The organism is Pseudomonas capsici (genome assembly GCF_017165765.1).
In the GTDB taxonomy this organism is placed as follows: domain Bacteria; phylum Pseudomonadota; class Gammaproteobacteria; order Pseudomonadales; family Pseudomonadaceae; genus Aquipseudomonas; species Aquipseudomonas capsici.
In genome coordinates, this window is sequence record NZ_JAFGZD010000007.1 from 117,761 (window position 1) to 132,206 (window position 14,446).

The 14,446-nt window shown below is 60.5% G+C and carries 14 protein-coding genes; 2 read left to right on the forward strand and 12 right to left on the reverse strand.

The annotated features are described in order from the left end of the window. Positions 1-306: 306 nt before the first annotated feature. The 6 genes from JSY17_RS11925 to exbB all read right to left on the reverse strand — a co-directional run bounded on the left by JSY17_RS11925 (position 307) and on the right by exbB (position 7,023). Complete coding sequence (locus JSY17_RS11925) at positions 307-1,704, reverse strand: aminoacyl-tRNA deacylase and HDOD domain-containing protein (protein ID WP_117180542.1); 1,398 nt, start codon at positions 1,702-1,704, stop codon at positions 307-309. A gap of 86 nt (positions 1,705-1,790) precedes the next feature. Beyond that, positions 1,791-3,866, reverse strand: coding sequence for an ATP-dependent DNA helicase RecG (recG, locus tag JSY17_RS11930; protein WP_206401798.1), 2,076 nt, complete (start codon positions 3,864-3,866; stop codon positions 1,791-1,793). Positions 3,867-3,875: 9 nt separating this feature from the next. Beyond that, a complete protein-coding gene (locus JSY17_RS11935; protein ID WP_117180540.1) occupies positions 3,876-4,799 on the reverse strand; it encodes a hydrogen peroxide-inducible genes activator in 924 nt (307 codons plus the stop codon). 92 nt (positions 4,800-4,891) lie between these two features. After that, on the reverse strand, positions 4,892-5,641 hold the full coding sequence (locus JSY17_RS11940) for an energy transducer TonB (protein WP_117163842.1): 750 nt from the start codon (positions 5,639-5,641) through the stop codon (positions 4,892-4,894). Beyond that, complete coding sequence (gene exbD, locus JSY17_RS11945; protein ID WP_005613239.1) at positions 5,638-6,063, reverse strand: TonB system transport protein ExbD; 426 nt, start codon at positions 6,061-6,063, stop codon at positions 5,638-5,640. The genes JSY17_RS11940 and exbD overlap by 4 nt, the downstream gene beginning before the upstream one ends. 3 nt (positions 6,064-6,066) lie before the next feature. Beyond that, positions 6,067-7,023 carry a tonB-system energizer ExbB gene (gene exbB / locus JSY17_RS11950; protein ID WP_206401799.1) on the reverse strand — a complete coding sequence of 319 codons (957 nt, stop codon included), beginning with the start codon at positions 7,021-7,023 and terminating at the stop codon, positions 6,067-6,069. A 207-nt stretch (positions 7,024-7,230) separates the two neighbouring features. Here exbB and JSY17_RS11955 point away from each other — a divergent pair, with 207 nt between their 5' ends. Then, positions 7,231-8,079, forward strand: coding sequence for an SDR family oxidoreductase (locus tag JSY17_RS11955; RefSeq protein WP_117180538.1), 849 nt, complete (start codon positions 7,231-7,233; stop codon positions 8,077-8,079). Positions 8,080-8,130: 51 nt separating this feature from the next. Here JSY17_RS11955 and JSY17_RS11960 read toward each other — a convergent pair whose 3' ends face one another. From JSY17_RS11960 to JSY17_RS11985, 6 genes are all read right to left on the reverse strand, one after another. Beyond that, positions 8,131-8,868 carry a hypothetical protein gene (locus JSY17_RS11960; RefSeq protein ID WP_117180537.1) on the reverse strand — a complete coding sequence of 246 codons (738 nt, stop codon included), beginning with the start codon at positions 8,866-8,868 and terminating at the stop codon, positions 8,131-8,133. A gap of 54 nt (positions 8,869-8,922) precedes the next feature. Further along, entirely contained in the window at positions 8,923-9,303 is a 381-nt protein-coding gene (locus JSY17_RS11965) for a RidA family protein (RefSeq protein ID WP_025257877.1), read from the reverse strand. Positions 9,304-9,327: 24 nt separating this feature from the next. Continuing rightward, positions 9,328-11,433: a bifunctional GTP diphosphokinase/guanosine-3',5'-bis pyrophosphate 3'-pyrophosphohydrolase gene (gene spoT / locus JSY17_RS11970; RefSeq protein ID WP_117180536.1), complete on the reverse strand. Its 2,106-nt coding sequence runs from the start codon at positions 11,431-11,433 to the stop codon at positions 9,328-9,330. A gap of 60 nt (positions 11,434-11,493) precedes the next feature. Then, positions 11,494-11,757: a DNA-directed RNA polymerase subunit omega gene (gene rpoZ / locus JSY17_RS11975; protein ID WP_117163837.1), complete on the reverse strand. Its 264-nt coding sequence runs from the start codon at positions 11,755-11,757 to the stop codon at positions 11,494-11,496. Between the two features lie 147 nt (positions 11,758-11,904). Beyond that, positions 11,905-12,540 carry a guanylate kinase gene (gene gmk / locus JSY17_RS11980; protein ID WP_206401800.1) on the reverse strand — a complete coding sequence of 212 codons (636 nt, stop codon included), beginning with the start codon at positions 12,538-12,540 and terminating at the stop codon, positions 11,905-11,907. Positions 12,541-12,553: 13 nt separating this feature from the next. After that, positions 12,554-13,417: a YicC/YloC family endoribonuclease gene (locus JSY17_RS11985; RefSeq protein WP_117180535.1), complete on the reverse strand. Its 864-nt coding sequence runs from the start codon at positions 13,415-13,417 to the stop codon at positions 12,554-12,556. A gap of 295 nt (positions 13,418-13,712) precedes the next feature. Here JSY17_RS11985 and rph point away from each other — a divergent pair, with 295 nt between their 5' ends. Next, positions 13,713-14,435, forward strand: a complete 723-nt coding sequence (rph, locus tag JSY17_RS11990) for a ribonuclease PH (RefSeq protein ID WP_117163834.1) — start codon at positions 13,713-13,715, stop codon at positions 14,433-14,435. Positions 14,436-14,446 lie beyond the last annotated feature (11 nt).

Below are 14,446 nucleotides of genomic sequence, written 5' to 3' on the forward strand. Positions count from 1 at the left end.
CTCCAGGCGTAATACGGCTACAGAACGATGGACGAACGAATCAGCTCAGCAGAGGCAATACGTGGAGGGGAGGCGCAAGGAGGGTATGAATCGGGGTAGGAACAAGCATCACAATCACCATTTATTTTTGTTAATTGGGCCGGAAACTGCGCTTGGCAGGTTTTCTGGCTGGCCGGTCTTTTGCCGGTGGTGAGCTGATCCTAATTGCAGAAGCTTTCACTTACCTTTCAATGATGAAGGGGATTCGCGAATAAATTCGTTCTCACAGATGGGGTGTGGGAGCGAATTCATTCGCGAAAAAGCCGATTACTGGGCGAACTGAGACGCCAGCTCACGCAACATGACTTCGGCTTCCAGAACCTTTCTGACAGATTCGTTGGCCTTTTCACGGGTCAGGCCCAGGCGCTCGAAGAGTTCGTCCGGGATTTCCTGCTGAGGACCCGAGCCGACGCCGTTGGCACGCAGCAGGCGTACCGCCAGGAAGATCAGGTTGGCGTATTCGCAATGCTTGCCCGCGTAGTGCGGGTCATGCTGGAAGCGCAGTGCAGTGGACAGTTCGTCCGGCATGTCCCAGTAACGCATCAGCCAGGCGCCGATCTGCTCGCGGCTGATGCCCAGCAAATGGTGCTCGACGTAGCTGTGATGCAGATGCGGGTTGACCTCCAGTTGACGGCAGATCAGCGAGAAATGCGGCGGGAACACATGGGCCAGCAGCAGGTAGCCGAAGTTGTGCAGCAGGCCGGCCAGATAGGTCAGGCCGCCTTCTGGGCGCTTGGGGCGCGGAATGGCGCGGGTCAGGCCTTCGATGACGGCGGCGGTGTAGATCGACTGCTGCCAGTAAGGCGTTGTCTGCTGTGGATGATCCTTGGGCAGGCTCAAGGTCTTGCCCAGTGCCAGGCCCAGTGCCAGGTTGATGACCAGATCGAAGCCCAGTACACGAACGATTGCGTCTTCGACCGAGCGAATCTTGCCTGTCGAGGCGTAGTAAGGCGAAGCCGCCCAGCTCACGACCTGGGCGGCCAGCGCCGGATCGGTTTCAACCACGCCGGTAATGTCATCGATGGTGGCGTCGGGGTCGACACGCAACTTGATGATCTTCTGTGCAGTACCGGCCAGTGGCGGGATTTCCAGGGTCGCTTCCAGACGCTGCTGGATGCGTCGTGCCGTGAAGGCATGCATGGCCTGGGTGATTTCCTCGCGGTCGTCATCGGGGCGATCGAGGTTGGGATGGATGCCGCTCAGCAGTTCGCCAAAATGCGCTGCACTGGCCTTGCTCAGCATGCCCTTGAAGTCTTCGCTGTTGATTTCCAGCAGAACGCCCGGCTCGCCGGAGCCAATCAGTAATGCGGGCTCCTGCAGGAGACGATCGTCATACAGACAAGGAGAGCTGGTCAGGGCCGGCAAGCCCGGCAGGGCATGCAGACCGTGCTTGGCGAGCATGCGCAGGAGGCGATCATGGGGGACTGCCGCCAACTGGCGACCAGTCAACTCGGTGATCCGGCTGAGGTCCAGCAACTGGTTTTGCGGAAACAGGATCAGGAGTGCGCCAACAGCGTCTTCGACCAACACGGCCTGGACTTTGCGCGATGCCGGCAGGCTCGCATCGTCCAAGACTTCGTTATAGCCGATAGCCATTTTTTCAAGCAGCTGCCGGATTACCGACGGGGCTTGGTGAGAGTCATCGACGTGGGCAACTTCTGTCATGGTCTTTGTCCGTTTTCCTACAATGACGGCAGTATAACCACCTTATTTGTTTTGGGCCGCATGCGCTTCCCAAAGCGTTGCCTGTGTCACACCTGACCGTATTGTTGACCGTGCCTCAACCAGCGTTCGAGCAAGGGGCTGACATGTTGCGGCCAACGCTCCAAAAGCGCGTGGGCCGCATCTCGCACGGCTGGTAGCAAATCGGCATCACGCATCAGGTCAGCGACCTTGAATTGCAGGAGGCCCGTTTGTCGGGTTCCCAGCATTTCACCCGGACCACGCAGTTCCAGGTCCTTTTCGGCGATGACAAACCCGTCATTGGTTTCACGCATGATGCCCAGACGTTGCCGACCGATTTGTGAAAGTGGCGGATGGTAGAGCAGCACGCAATGACTGACGGCGCTGCCGCGTCCGACCCGCCCACGCAACTGGTGCAGTTGGGCCAGCCCCAGGCGTTCGGGGTTTTCGATGATCATCAGGCTGGCATTGGGCACATCGACGCCGACCTCGATGACTGTCGTCGCCACCAGCAGTTGCAGGGCACCCTGTTTGAACTCGGCCATGATGGCGGCCTTTTCCGCAGGCTTCATGCGCCCGTGGATCAGCCCGACCCGCAGCTCGCCCAGCGCACTGCTCAGTTCCTCGAACGACGTCTCGGCAGCCTTGCAGGTCAGTTCCTCGGATTCTTCGATCAGGGTGCAGACCCAATAGGCCTGACGACCTTCTGCACAGGCTGCGCGCACCCGCTCGATGACTTCGATGCGACGGCTGTCAGCCACCAGCACAGTGTTGACCGGTGTGCGCCCCGGCGGCAGCTCATCAAGGATCGAGGTATCCAGATCGGCGTAGGCGCTCATGGCCAGGGTTCGCGGAATGGGGGTTGCGGTCATGATCAACTGGTGCGGGCACATCATGCCGTCCACGCCTTTCTTGCGCAGGGCCAGACGTTGCTGAACACCGAAGCGGTGCTGTTCATCGATGATGACCAGTGCCAGGTTCTTGAACTGCACTTCGTCCTGGAACAGCGCGTGAGTGCCCACCACCATGGGTGTGCCGCTGGCAATCTGTTCCAGTGACGTGACCCGGGCCTTGCCCTTGAGCTTGCCCGCCAGCCAGGCTACCCCGACGCCCAGAGGCTCAAGCCAGCGCTGGAAGTTGATGTAGTGCTGTTCGGCGAGGATTTCGGTGGGAGCCATCAAGGCGACCTGATAACCCGCTTCCAGGGCCTGCAGGGCTGCCAGGGCGGCAACCACGGTCTTGCCCGCACCCACATCGCCCTGGATCAGGCGCAGCATGGGCTCCGGCTGGCTGAGGTCGTAGGCCACTTCCTTGCCGACCCGCTGCTGCGCACCGGTGGGTGGAAAGCCCAGATTGGCCAGAAACTCTCTGGGCAGTTTCTTGGCCAGGGGCAAGGCCGGTGCATGCTGCGCGCGCAGGCTTTCACGCAGTCGTTGCTGGGAAAGCTGATGGGTCAGCAACTCTTCAAAAGCCAGGCGGTGTTGTGCCCAGTGGTGCCCCAGAGCGAGCTCTTCGATGTCGGCATCGGCGGGTGGATGGTGCAGATAGCGAATCGCATCGTCCAGCGGAGCCAGTTTGTAGTCACGGGCCAGCTCTTCGGGCAGCCAGTCCGGCAGGCTTCTGGGGCCGAGCATCGCCAGGCTTTGCTGGCAGAGCTGACGCAGGCGTTGCTGGGTCAGGCCTTCGGTGGTCGGATAGATCGGGGTAAGGGTCTGCTCGACAGGCGCGGGTTCGTCGCCGGTCAGCGCCCGGTATTCGGGATGGTAGATTTCCAGGCCCGAAGCGCCGGGTCTGGCTTCGCCAAAGCAGCGCAGATGAGTCCCGCGCTTCATGCTTTCTTTCTGGGCGTTGCTGAAGTGGTAGAAGCGCAGGCTGACCACGCCTGTTCCGTCACCCAGCCGCACCAACAGGCTGCGCCGCTTGCCCATGACCACATCGGCACCGCTGACCACGCCTTCGATCACCGCATCCTGGCCGGGGCGCAGCGCGCCGATAGGGACGACGCGGGTCCGGTCCTGATAGCGCAGCGGCAGGTGAAACAGCACATCCTGCAGGTTTTCCAGGCCTACCTTTGCCAGCTTTTCGGCCATGGCCTCGCCGACGCCCTTGAGCGCCGTGACCGAGACTTTGGAAAGCTCGCTCATTTTCTCTGCCTAGCTTGCTTCTGTTTTGGGACGAGCCACTGAACACAGGCGTACGGAGTCAGCAAGAATCTCGATTGCCTTGGGCCTTGGGAAACTGGCGCGCCATGCGATGGCGACCGTACGGAAAGGTACGGGAGCCGTCAGCGGGCGAACTTCGATGACGCCAGGTGCGTAGTGATGGCTGTCCACGGCCGACAGCGGCAGGATCGAGATACCCAGTCCCGAGGCGACCATATGGCGAATGGTTTCCAGCGAGCTGGATTCCACGGTCGTGTGCCGGGCACCTTCTCCGCCTTTGTTCAGCGTCGGGCAGGCTTCCAGAACCTGATCGCGGAAGCAGTGGCCTTCGCCGAGCAGCAACAGGCTCTTGTCGTTGAGTGCCGATGGATCGATGGACTCTTTCTGGGTCCATGGATGGTTGGCCGGCATCAGAACGGAGAAAGGCTCGTCGTAGAGTGGCAGGGTCAGCACATCGGCTTCGTTGAAGGGCAAGGCGATGATGACCGCGTCCAGCTCGCCGTTGCGCAGCTTGTCGCGCAGCACGTGAGTGAAGTTCTCTTCGATGTACAACGGCATCTGCGGGGCAACCCGGTGCAGTTGTGGAATCAGATGCGGGAACAGATACGGGCCGACGGTGTAGATGGCACCGACTTTCAGCGGTGCCGTCAGCTGGTTCTTGCCTGCCTGGGCCAGCTCGCGGATGCCTTGTGCCTGCTCCAGCACCTTCTGGGCCTGGGCAACGATGCCCTCACCGACAGGCGTCAGACGCACAGCACTCTTGCTGCGCTCGAAAATCAGCACACCCAGTTCATCTTCGAGCTTTTTCACGCCCACCGAGAGTGTGGGCTGGCTGACGTGGCAGCGTTCGGCGGCGTGGCCGAAGTGCTGCTCTTGAGCAAGCGTAACGATATAGCGCAATTCTGTAAGGGTCATAACGTGCGTCCATGAAGTTGCGGCCCCAGCATAGCGGGTGCAATCGATAGACGCACGTTATCAGAAGCACTCATGAGTAACAAAAGTGTTATTCAGCGTTTATCCAGGGAATAAACGAAAGGTGCCAGGATCTCGATCGTGCCGTTGTTCAGGGTTTCCGCCGGCGGTTTGGGCAAGGGTTGAGCACGACGGATCATCTCCATGGTGGCTCGGTCCAGTGCCGGACTGCCTGAAGTGCTGGCAATCGAATAGGACAGGACATTACCTTCCGCATCGACCACGAAGCGCAGACGGGCTACCCCTTGCATGCCGCGACGGCGGGCATCTTCGGGATACTTCTTGTACTTGCTCAAGTGCCTCAGCAGGTCGCTCTGCCAGCTTGGCAATGCCGTGCTGGGTGGAGACGGCGGGCTGGGCGGTGCCGGTGGCGCAGCCGATTTCTCGGGCGGTGCCGTGGTGGGTGGGGTGTCCACCGGTTTTTCGGCAGCGGGCTTCTCCTGTGGAGGCTCAGGCTTCTTCTGCGGCTTTGGCGGCTGCGGTTTTGGCTTGGGCTTTTCCACTTTCTTGGGAACCGCGATTTCCGGCTTTGGCGCCTCGACCAGATCCGGCAGCGGGACTTCTTCTTCCGGTGCTGGCGGTTGCGGCGGCTGAACGACCTGAGGCGGTGGTGGCGGTGCGGGTTCGGGCAGCGGTGCCAGCTCGACCATCATGGCGGCCGGTGGCAGCTCGATGGCCTGCGATGCCGGCCAGCGGAGTGCGACGATCACCGCGATGGCATGCACAGCCAGCACCAACAACAGACTACCGCTATAGCGCGTCAGTGTTTGGCGCGTACTGATCATTTTTTACCAACCGTCTCAAGGCCAACCAAACCGACTTTCAGGTAGCCGGCACCGCGCAAGGTGTTCATGACGTCCATCAGATCGCCGTAATCCACGCCCTTGTCGGCCTGGAAGAAGATGGTGGTGTCTTTCTTGCCCTTGGTCCTGGCATCCAGTACCTGGCCGATCTGCTCGCGAGCGACCTTCTCTTCGCCCAGGTACAGGCTCTTGTCGGTCTTGACGCTGAGGAAGATCGGCTTTTCGGGCCTTGGCTGCGGTGTCGCGGTGGACGCTGGCAGATCGACCTTGATGTCCACGGTCGCCAGAGGTGCCGCGACCATGAAGATGATCAGCAGCACCAGCATGACGTCGATGAACGGCGTCACGTTGATTTCATGGTTCTCGGCGAGATCGTCGCCGCCTTCGTTAAGATGCAGGCCCACGTCTTAGCCCACCTTTACCATGTGCGGTTGCTGTTGGTTGCGGTCGGTTTCCGGCAGGTGGTCCAGATCGCGGCTGACCAGCAGCAGAACCTGGGCGGATGCGTCGGAAACCTGAGCCTTGTAGCCGGCGATGGAGCGGGCGAAGACGTTGTAGATCACGACCGCAGGAATGGCGGCAACCAGACCCAGCGCGGTAGCCAGCAGGGCTTCGGCGATGCCGGGTGCAACCACGGCCAGGTTGGTGGTCTGGGTCTTGGCGATGCCGATGAAGCTGTTCATGATGCCCCACACGGTACCGAACAGACCGACGAAGGGAGCGGTCGAACCGATGGTGGCGAGCATGCCGGTGCCGTTGCTCATGTTGCGACCGCAGGCAGCGACCAGACGCTCCAGGCGGAAGCTGACACGTTCCTTGATGCCTTCGCGCTCGCGGCTGTTGGTCGACAGACGCATTTCTTCCAGGGCGTCATGGACCAGCAAGTGAGCCAGCGTGCCCTCCTTGTTGGCGCTCTGGCTGGCGTCGCTCAGTGAACGGGCCTTTTTCAGACCGGCGATTTCAACCCGCAGACGACGCTTGGCACCCAGCAGCTCGAAGCCCTTGGCGATCCAGATGGTCCAGGTGATGATCGAGGCGATGACCAGACCGATCATCACTGCTTTGACGACGACATCGGCGTTCTGGTACATGCCCCATGGCGACAGGTCGTGAGCCATGCCCAGGCCGCCTTCTTCAGCCACAGGCTCCAGGGTATCGACAGGCGTAACGGCTTCAGGCTGGGCAGCAGGTGCGGCGGTTGGAGCAGCGGCAGCCGCTTGTGGTGCCGGAGTGGCCGGAGCCGATTGGTCAGCGAGAGCGACCGGTGCGAGCATCAGGCTCCACACAAGGGCAGCCACACCACGCCATGCACGTGGCAGGCGAGGTAGCTTGGTTGGCGAAGCGGGTGATTGAATACGTGTCATGCTGGCCTGACCTGAAATGGAAATAATGGTTGTCCCGGGACGTCGTTCCGGAAGCTCGACGAAAGTGCGGGGACAAATGGACGGGTATTATTGCAAATCGTTCTTGTTAGCAGAAGTAATAATGTATCTTTTTTTCAATAAATAACATCAGGTTCCCTTATTCCTGATTATTTTTCGGATTAATCCGTCGTTATGTGGAGGTATCAAGTGTCAGCTCCATCTCTTCTGATCGCTGGCTGTGGCGATGTAGGCTCTCGTCTTGCTACCCGATTGCTGCCCCTCCAATGGCGGGTCCATGGCTTGCGACGTGATACATCTCAGTTGCCTGAAGGCGTGATCCCGTTGCAAGGCGATCTGTTCGACGAGCAGGAGCCACAGGACTGGCCGACAGAGGCCATCGATTATCTGGTGTATTGCGCCACACCTACGCAAAGGGACGAAGACGGTTATCGGCGCGCCTATGTCGAGGGTTTGTCGCATGTCTTGAGCTGGATGAAGCAGCATGGCCAGCAACCCAGGCGAGTGTTTTTTGTTTCCAGCAGCGGTGTCTACGGGCAGCAGAACGGCGAATGGGTCGATGAAACCTCGGCAACCGAGCCGTCAGGCTATACCGGCACGGTAATGCTGGAGGCCGAACGGTTGGCTCTCGGCAGCGGCTGGCCCGCCACGGTCGTGCGTCTGACGGGGATTTACGGTCCAGGCCGTAACGACCTCTCCAATCGGGTGCGCCAGGGCCATAGCGTACGGATCGATCCGCCGGTCTATGCCAACCGCATTCATGCCGACGATGCCGCGGGATTGCTGGCTTTTCTGCTTCAGGCCGATGCGCGGGGCGTGGCGCTTGAGGATTGCTATCTGGGCGTCGATGACGATCCGGCGGCGCTTGGCGATGTAGTGGCCTGGATCCGCGAATATCTGGGTGTGACCGAGTGGTCCGAAGATGTCAGCGTGCAGCGTGTGGGCAGCAAGCGATGCAGCAATGCCAGAGCGCGGGCGCTGGGTTGGGCGCCGACGTATGCGGATTATCGTGCGGGGTATGCGGCGTTGCTCGGGTAATACGAGACGGGCCCGGTCATTTCAATGATCGGGCCCGTCTTCAGGAATGCATCACTGCTGTTCAAGCAGCCAGCGACGCTCGCCCGGACGCAGTTGAGGCATCTCGCCTGCACCCGCCGCGTTGAGGGCCTGGAAGATTTCCAGTTGCTTGCCTTTGCGGGCAAATATCCACGGGCTGCCCTGTTCGTTCTTTTCCAGCCACATGCTGTCGTATTCGCCGCTCATGGCTGCACAATCGCCCGCCAGACACAGGGCGTAACGATCGTTTTCAGGAAGGCCCTGCACGCTGCCGTCCGGCATGAACTGCACGACGCTGCCCTGGCCGTCGCCGCTGACGATGGTCCATTTGCCGCCCATGTAGGCGCCATAGAGCGCTCTTTCAAAGCTGCTGCCCGATGGCGCGCCTTCCGGAGCCGGATTTTTCGGCTTCTCGAAATGCTGTTCCGGGCCGGATTCGCTGGCGGCCTGAACAAGATGGTCGCCCTTGATGCTCAGGTTTTCAGAGAAGCTGCCGTAGAAATTGACGTTCAGCTTGCCGTCGGCAGCGCTGGAGATCTTGCCTTCGCCCAGTTCGAAGCCGTTGGAGTAGATGGCTTGGCCAGCCTTGGTGTTGACCTGCCATTCCAGGTTCGGACCGTTGGCAAGCAGGGCTTCGCGCAGGTTGCCGCCTTTTACGGCAGCATCGATGGCGCTCTGGTTGATCCAGGTGCCGTCGGGGTTGCGGTCGGCATGGCTGGCGCAGCCCGTCAGGAGGGCGGCCAGCAGTGAAATGGCGAGCGCGGAGCGCATAGCGGAGTCCTTCCTTTGCAGGGAGCGGAGCGGCTGGCGCTCCGCCGGGATGATTTATTCGATGACGAGAATCGCGTCCATTTCTACCTGGGCGCCACGAGGCAGTGCGGCAACGCCAATGGCAGCGCGGGCTGGATAAGGCTGCTCGAAATATTTGCCCATGATCTCGTTGACCTTGGCGAAGTTGCCCAGGTCGGTCAGGAAGATGTTCAGCTTGACGATGTCCTTGAAGGAGCCACCGGCTGCTTCAGCGACAGACTTGAGGTTCTCGAAGACCTGAACGATCTGGGCTTCGATGCCTTCGACCAGTTCCATGCTCTTGGGGTCCAGAGGGATTTGCCCGGACATGTAGACGGTATTGCCAGCCTTGATTGCCTGGGAGTAAGGGCCGATGGCTGCAGGTGCCTTGTCGCTGGTGATGACAGTCTTGGTCATGAAGAACTCCTGATGATGGGGTGGCTAGGCGCGCATGCGGGTGATGCGTGTCACTCCTGCCAGGGCGCGCAGTTTCTTGATCACGCGGGCCAGATGCACGCGGTCGTGAACGCTGACGACCAGTTGGACCACGCTGATACGACCATCGCGCTCGTCCATGCTGATCTTTTCGATGTTGCCGTCGGCGGCGTTGACGCTGCTGGCCAGCAGGGCAATCAGACCGCGCTGGTGCTCCAGCTCGACGCGCAGCTCGACATTGAATTCGCCAGTGACATCCTTGGCCCAGGACAACTGGATGCATTTTTCCGGGTTGTGGCGGATTTCGCTGATATTGCGGCAGTTGTCCAGGTGCACGACCATGCCCTTGCCTGCGGACAGGTGGCCGACAATCGGGTCGCCCGGGATGGGTGTGCAGCACTTGGCGTAACTGAGCACCAGACCTTCGGTGCCGCGAATCGCCAGCGGACCTTCGGGGCTTGGCAACTGTTCGCCTTCGCCCAGCAGGCGGCGGGCAACCACATAGGCCATGCGATTGCCCAGGCCGATGTCTTCGAGCAGGTCTTCCAGGACTTCAACGCGATATTCGTTCAGCGCCAGCTGGATGCGCTCGGGGGCGATCTTGTCCAGCGTGCTCTCGAAACCGTTGAGTACCTTGTTCAGCAGGCGTTCGCCCAGGCTGATGGACTCGGAGCGACGTTGCAGTTTCAGGGCGTGACGAATATGGGTACGGGCCTTGCCGGTCACCACGAAGTTCAGCCAGGCCGGATTCGGGCGTGCGCCCGGCGCGCTGACGATTTCGACGGTCGAGCCGCTTTGCAACGGTTCGGAAAGCGGAGCCAGCCGGCGGTTGATCCGGCAGGCGATGCAACTGTTGCCGACATCGGTGTGGACCGCATAGGCGAAGTCCACCGCCGTGGAGCCTTTGGGCAGCTCCATGATCCGGCCTTTTGGCGTGAAGACGTAGACCTCGTCCGGGAACAGGTCGATCTTCACGCTTTCGATGAATTCCAGGGAGTTGCCAGCACGTTGCTGCATCTCCAGCACACCCTTGACCCACTGACGGGCGCGGGCGTGGGTGCCCTTTGGCTGCTCGTCGTCGGTGGATTTGTACAACCAGTGTGCGGCAATCCCGTTGTTGGCCATCTCTTCCATTTCGCGGGTGCGGATCTGGATTTCGATGGGCACGCCATGCATGCCGAACAGCGTGGTGTGCAACGACTGATAGCCGTTGGCCTTGGGGATTGCGATGTAATCCTTGAAGCGCCCGGGCAGCGGTTTGTACAGATTGTGTACGGCACCCAGAACGCGATAGCAGGTGTCTACCTTGTCGACGATGATGCGGAAGGCATAGACATCCATGATCTCGTTGAAGGCGCGACGCTTGCCGCGCATCTTCTTGTAGATGCCATAGAGGTGTTTCTGCCGTCCGCTGACTTCGCCTTCGATTCCGTCCACGGCCAGACAGTGGCTCAGGGACTCTTCGATCTTGTTGACCAGTTCCTTGCGATTGCCTCGGGCGCGCTTGACCGCCTGATGGATGCGCGAAGAGCGCATCGGGTACATGGCCTTGAAGCCCAGGTCCTCGAATTCGATGCGAACGCTGTGCATGCCCAGCCGGTTGGCGATGGGAGCGTAGATTTCGAGGGTTTCCTTGGCGATGCGGCGGCGCTTCTCGCCGGACAGGACTTCCAGCGTGCGCATGTTGTGCAGGCGATCGGCGAGCTTGACCAGGATCACGCGAATGTCGCGGGCCATGGCCATGGCCATTTTCTGGAAGTTTTCAGCCTGGGCTTCGGCCTTGGTCTCGAAGTTCATCTGGGTCAGCTTGCTGACCCCGTCGACGAGTTCGGCCACGGTTTCGCCAAACTGCAGGCTGAGTGCTTCCTTGGCGATACCGGTGTCTTCGATCACGTCATGCAGCATCGCGGCCATCAGGCTCTGATGGTCCATGTGCATGTCGGCGAGAATGCTTGCGACCGCAAGCGGGTGCGTTACATAGGCTTCGCCACTGCGACGGCGCTGGCCGTCGTGGGCTTGTTCGGCGTAGTAATACGCTCGGCGGACCAGATTGACCTGGTCCTTGCCAAGATAGGCCGAAAGGCGGTCGGCGAGTGCGTCTATGCTCGGCAAGGCGTTACTCCCTGCGCGTGGCTTTTACACTGCGTCGAACCACATCGCCCCGGCATAGGCTTAGACGGCCTCGCTGGACTCGTCCTCGAACGCTGCGAACAATGGTTCATCTTCAACGATTTCGGCTTCTGCGATCACAGAATAATCCATCAGGCCAGCTGCGATTTCACGCAGGGCAACGACGGTAGGCTTGTCGTTTTCCCAAGCCAGCTTGGGTTCCTTGCCGCCAGTGGCGAGCTGACGCGAACGCTTGGTAGCGAGCATGACCAGCTCGAAGCGGTTATCGACGTGTTCCAGGCAGTCTTCAACAGTCACGCGGGCCATGGGTATTCCTCGTAGCAAATGCGTATGCGCGGTGCCCGGATGGGCGAGCGGACTCGGTAGTTTACAAGCGGTCAGCCACAAGCTTCAAGCGGCACGCTAAAGGGTGAGTGTTGCGGGCAGGCGTCAGCGCGTGCCCGCAAGGTCGGTTCAGGCCAGTAACTCATTGAATAAATGGCTGTATTTCTCTTCCTGGTGCTGCAGGCTGAGGCGGTTGGCGCGGAAAATGGCTTTGAGGTCTTCCAGTGCATGGGCGAAATCATCGTTGATCACGATGGAGTCGTATTCCTTGTAATGGCTCATTTCACTGACCGCTTCGCGCATGCGGGCGTCGATGATCTCGTCGCTGTCCTGGCCGCGGTTGGTCAGGCGTTGGCGCAAGGCCTGCTGGGTAGGCGGCAGAATGAAGATCGAGCGCGCATGGGGCATCTGCTTGCGAACCTGCTGGGCGCCCTGCCAGTCGATTTCCAGAATCAGGTCGTGGCCTTCGTCCAGGGTCTGCTGAAGATGGCTTTGCGACGTCCCGTAGAGGTTGCCGAACACTTCTGCCTGTTCCAGGAAGTCACCGTGTTCGATCATGCGCTGGAATTCTGCGCGATCGACGAAGTGGTAGTTCACGCCATCGACTTCACCGGGGCGCATGGCGCGGGTGGTGTGGGAAACCGAAACGCGGATCTGCTGCCCGGAGTTTTTCTCCGAGTCGTCGATCAGTGCCTTGACCAGGCTGGTCTTGCCTGCGCCGGACGGAGCGGAAACGATGTACAGGGTACCGGTACTGTGGGTCATGTCAGGTTCAGCCTTACTCAATGTTCTGCACTTGTTCACGCATCTGCTCGATCAAAACCTTGAGGTTGACGGCGGCTTGGGTACTGCGTGGGTCGAAGGCCTTGGAGCCTAGTGTGTTGGCTTCGCGGTTGAGCTCCTGCATCAGGAAGTCCAGGCGACGGCCTGCCTGTCCGCCGGTCTTGAGCACGCGACGCACTTCCGTGACGTGGGTGCTCAGGCGGTCGAGTTCTTCCGCGACATCGCTTTTCTGCGCCAGCAGAACCATTTCCTGCTCCAGGCGCTGAGGGTCCAGCTCGGCCTTCATGTCGGCAAAGCGGTCCGTGATTTTCTGCCGTTGGGCGGCCAGCATCTGTGGCACCAGAGTGCGCAGGGTGGCGACTTCCTGAGTGATGGACGTCAGGCGCTCGTCGAGCAGTCTGGCCAGATCCGCGCCTTCGCGGCCGCGCCCGTTCTTCAGTTCGGTCAGGGCTTCGTTGAACAGCTCAAGGGCTGCGTTGTTCAAGGCCTGCGGATCGGTGGCATCGGCCACCAGCACGCCGGGCCAGGCCAGGACTTCCAGAGGGTTCAGGGCTGCGGGCTGCTTGATCAGGCCGGCGACGGATTCGGCGGCGGCAATCAGTTGCCTGGCTCGCTCGCGATCCACTTGCAGCGGCTTGCCGGCGGTTTCCTCGACGAAGCGCAGGGTGCACTCGACCTTGCCACGCGACAGGCCCTGGCGCAGCGCCTCGCGAATCGCACCCTCCAGATCCCGGAAGGATTCCGGCAGGCGCAGGTGAGGCTCGAGGTAGCGATGATTGACCGAGCGTAGTTCCCAACTCAATGTGCCTTGAGTGCCGGCCTGTTCGACGCGGGCAAAGGCCGTCATGCTGTGCACCATAGGAAGTACCTCTTGTATTCGGTCCATGAGCGCGGCCGCGCTGCGGTCACGGAAGTCGTAATAACCGACAGGTTGCAAAGGCGCAGGATTGTAGCGCAGTGCGGCGCAGGCTCCCAATCCGCGAGTGTGACAAGCGATGCAAGGCGTTATCTTTTTCGTCGCTGCTCTCTGGAGAACCCGGTTCCAGAGCCTTTGAACCATTCGGTATCGGTATTGCGACGTATTAGGTGTGCCCAGCCTGGGTTGTGACCTCTATAATGCTCGGCAGTTTTCCGTCCCAGTACAGGTATTCCAGATGAAACGTCCAAGTGGTCGCTCTGCCGATCAGCTCCGTCCGGTGCGCATCACCCGCAATTACACAAAGCACGCCGAAGGTTCCGTGCTGGTGGAGTTCGGTGACACCAAGGTGATCTGCACGGTCAGCGTCGAAAATGGCGTACCACGCTTTCTCAAGGGCCAGGGTCAGGGCTGGTTGACCGCCGAGTACGGCATGTTGCCGCGTGCGACCGGTGAGCGTAACCAGCGCGAAGCCAGCCGTGGCAAGCAAGGTGGCCGTACGCTGGAAATCCAGCGTCTGATCGGTCGTTCGCTGCGTGCAGCCCTGGACATGTCCAAGCTGGGCGACGTGACCCTTTATGTCGACTGCGATGTGATCCAGGCCGACGGCGGTACGCGTACTGCCTCCATCACCGGTGCCATGGTTGCCCTGGCCGATGCCCTGAAAGTGATCAAGAAGCGCGGCGGCCTCAAGGGCGGTGACCCGCTCAAGCAGATGATCGCTGCCGTGTCGGTCGGCATGTATCAGGGCGAGCCGGTGCTCGACCTGGACTATCTGGAGGATTCCGCTGCCGAGACCGACCTCAACGTGGTCATGACCAGTGCCGGTGGTTTCATCGAGGTTCAGGGTACTGCCGAAGGCGCGCCATTCCAGCCTGAAGAGTTGAATGCAATGCTGGCGCTTGCCCAGAAAGGCGTGACAGAGTTGTTTGAATTGCAGCGTGCCGCACTGGCCGACTGAATCGTGCAGCA